Here is a 3,784-nt window from a genome sequence, read left to right as displayed (position 1 = left end):
TCATTAAATCAAAAAACAAAATTATTATGAAAACACATTTTAAAACATTCCTTTTTAGCATTGCACTAATTGGTTTTACAGCTTGTAATGCAAACAACAAAAAGACAAATGCAGATTATGCGCAAACTCAAGTTACAGCACATAAACCTAGTAAACAGTATATTAAAGTGGCACTTTTACTAGATACCAGCAATAGCATGGACGGATTAATAGACCAAGCCAAAGCACAACTTTGGGATATTGTAAACGAATTATCGTATGCCAAATGCGGCAACAATAAACCCAATTTACAAATTGCATTGTATGAATACGGCAACGACAGATTAAACGGCGACGAAGGTTATATTAGACAGGTTTTAAGTTTTAGCGAAGATCTTGACGAGATTTCAAAAGAGCTATTTTCGTTAACTACAAATGGCGGTGAAGAATATTGCGGGCAAGTGATTCAAACCTCATTAAACCAATTAAAATGGGGTGATAATCCAGACGATTTAAAACTCATTTTTATTGCAGGAAACGAACCTTTTACTCAAGGAAAAATCAATTATAAAGATGCTTCAGCTCATGCTAAAGAAAAAGATGTGACCATTAATACTATTTTTTGTGGCAATTACAGACAAGGCATTTCAACGTCTTGGAAAGATGGCGCAAGTTTAACTAATGGTGATTATATGGCAATAAATCAAAACAATGCCACGGTGCATATTGCTTCGCCTTACGATGATGATATTTTAATTTTAAATAAAAAACTAAACAAAACGTATGTTATTTATGGACAAATTGGAATACAAAAAATGGCGCTTCAAGCGGAACAAGATACCAACGCAGGTTTGTATAGCAAAGCGAATGCGGTGAGCAGAACGATAAGTAAAAGTTCGCATTTGTACAAAAACAAATCTTGGGATTTAGTTGATGCTGAAGCCGAAGAAGATTTTAAATATGGTGATTTAAAAGACAGCCAATTACCAGAAGTTTTAAAAGGCAAATCGGAAACTGAAATTAAAGCTTATGTTGCTAAAAAACGGATTGAACGTAAAGGTATTCAAAAGAAAATTCAAGAGTTAAACAACAAACGAAAACTATATATTCTTAATCATAAAAAAGAAAACGCAAACGGATTGGAAAATGCAATGACTAAAGCCATAAAAGAACAAGCCAAAAAGAAAAAGTATAGTTGGGATTAAAAAAATAAATCGTCATTACGAAGGAAGTATGACTGAAGTAATCTTAAAAATTCAAACTTGTTGTCTTAAAACAAGTCGACAATAATAAACAGGCGTCACGTCGACCTACTCAGTGATGACAAAATTATTACTTCGAAACTAATTTACAGCAGGACATCTACATTCGTACTTCTTTCTTTTACAAGCAAAATTATAGCCTAATGTTAATTGATGAAAACCACCATTTGTAAATACTACCGAATTATTTTGATACGTATAGGTATAAGCAAACATAAATTGTTTATAATCAACTCCCAATATAGGCGTGATTTGTTTCAGCTTTTGACTTTTTACAGTATTCGAATTGATTAAATACTCAGCACCATCAAAACTTTGTCTGTATGAAATTCCACCCCAAAGTTTACCAAATTCCATGTCTTTATAAACTTTTCCATTCAAATCTATCGAAGCTTCTTTTGTGCCATCTTTATATTGAAACATTACTGAAGGTTCGTAGCTCCAATCGCTTCCTAACTTACCAAACACACCTCCTACAGAAAGCAAATAGCGTCTTAAATTACTTGTAATTTCAACATCGTTATTTACACCCGCATTTTTTAATACGTTTTTTATTGTAGCATGTGCGTAATAATCTAAATAGTGATATGAAAACCCTAAATCGATATTAAAATTTGTTTCGTTTTGCACAATTCCATCAATTATCCTATCGGGTCCATCAAACAAAAATGTAGTTTCATCTAATTTATATTGAATAAATCCAGCACTTAATCCAAAAGATAGCATATTTAAATCGACTTCACTTCTAGAAAACATCAGATGATGTGCATAGGTTGCATAAGCTCCTGTTTGTGAGTGATACCCGTTTTTATCGGTATACAAAATACCACCTATTGCAGATGGCGTATCACCAATTCTTCCATTTAAACTTAATGTAGTAAGCCTTGGAGCATCTTCATGTCCAAACCATTGCTGACGTGATGTTAGTCTAACTTTAGAGCAATTAGCAATACCAGCCATTGATGGGTGGATGAGGTAATAATTATCTGTTAAATAATCTGTATATATTGGTAACCCTTCTTGTGAAGTTGATAAATTAGTGCATAATACACTTATCATTACCATAAAAATATGCTTTAATTTCATCTTCTATTTTATCTTTTCAAAGTAAAATGCGACCTAAACTCCTTTTGTGTACCATCAAGTGGTTCGTTATATTTTACTATAAACCAATAATCACCAGTTGGAAATTCTTGTCCGTTAAATGTTCCGTCCCATCCAATTCCTTTAGGGTTTAACTGTTTTACTAGCTTCCCGTATCTGTCAAATATATAAATTTCTGAATTAGGTTGTGTTGCTATTCCTTTAATATTCCATGTATCATGTACACCATCGTTGTTAGGTGTAAAATACTTAGGATAGTCAATCACAATCTGCATTTCAGAAATTTCGTTACAATTTAGCAAATCGCGAACATATACTGTATGTTCTCCTCCTGTTATTCGTTCAAATACATTTGAACTCTGCCACGAACCAGAATCTAATCTATATTCATACTCACCAACCCCTATAACTGTTACTTCTATAATATTATTGTCTGAAAAAGAAGTGCTTAATAATTCTACCGACATACTTTCTGGAGGGTAAGACCCAACAACAGTAGTGCTTGCAGGAATTCTACAACCTGTAGTAATATTAGTTGCAAATACCGTATAATTGCCAACTACAGCAGGTGTATATTGAGCATCTGTAGCTCCGGTTATTGCTGTACCTGTAGGATCTGCATTTACCTCCGCCTCTGTCCCATTATACCATTGAAATGTATAATTTGTAGTATTTAATTGTGTGTCGATTGGAGGTACACTTAATAATGGTGCATTTTCTGGGTTAATAACATCATCATTCCTATTTAAACAAATGACATATTCTTCGTTAATACCTATTTCTGGAGATTGATTTACAATTAAGTTTATTGGAACTACAATAAAACATTCGTTTGCCTGTGGTTTTACTCTGGCATATATAGTTTGAGTATAAGATTGTGTGTTTTCAAAACTGATGCTGTTTGAAATTGTATTACTATTTCCTGCAATGGCATCAGCTTCATTTTCATAATAAATAAAAGGTTCAAAATCATTAGTGTCAAGTCCATTTAAAATTTCTGTTTCTCGTCTCGTTACATCGAAAAAATCAAACCCATTATTATCAACTTCACATTCTTCAATAGGTAATGGCTTTTGGTTTAAATCTTCATAAATAATTGTTTTTAAAGGTAGTGTTGTTATAGAAGTACATGTGTTAGAACCTGTGGCTAAAACCAGAATATCTCTATCTAAAAGTGTATTGGTATATGTTGTAGGGTCTGGAATAGGGTTATTATTATCTAAATCTAATTGAGTTTCAAAATAAGATAATGCAATAGATGTATCGCCACCTGTAATTTGATTTTCTTTAACAGTTAAATCGTAATCAGTAGATACAATATCATTACATATACGAATAGTATCTGGTTGAAATATAGTTGGATTATGATTTACAACAAGATTAAAACTCATATCGGTACTAAAACACTCATCGGCATCAGCCAACCCATTTCCATTTTC

3 protein-coding genes are annotated in these 3,784 nt (G+C 32.5%); 1 reads left to right on the top strand and 2 read right to left on the bottom strand.

Annotated elements, in window-relative coordinates:
• Nucleotides 1–26 precede the first annotated feature (26 nt).
• Complete coding sequence (locus AADI82_RS14310; protein WP_341217099.1) at nucleotides 27–1,184, top strand: vWA domain-containing protein; 1,158 nt, start codon at nucleotides 27–29, stop codon at nucleotides 1,182–1,184.
• Nucleotides 1,185–1,322: 138 nt separating this feature from the next.
• Here AADI82_RS14310 and AADI82_RS14305 read toward each other — a convergent pair whose 3' ends face one another.
• Together AADI82_RS14305 and AADI82_RS14300 are read right to left on the bottom strand one after the other, a co-directional pair.
• Nucleotides 1,323–2,327: a type IX secretion system membrane protein PorP/SprF gene (locus AADI82_RS14305; protein WP_341217098.1), complete on the bottom strand. Its 1,005-nt coding sequence runs from the start codon at nucleotides 2,325–2,327 to the stop codon at nucleotides 1,323–1,325.
• An 8-nt stretch (nucleotides 2,328–2,335) separates the two neighbouring features.
• The coding region (locus AADI82_RS14300) for a T9SS type B sorting domain-containing protein (RefSeq protein ID WP_341217097.1) at nucleotides 2,336–3,784 on the bottom strand (1,449 nt) is incomplete at its 5' end.

Source organism: uncultured Wocania sp., assembly GCF_964021735.1.
GTDB lineage: Bacteria > Bacteroidota > Bacteroidia > Flavobacteriales > Flavobacteriaceae > Wocania_A.
Note: the sequence above shows the minus strand (reverse complement) of the source record. Positions and strands in the feature narration are given on the sequence as shown.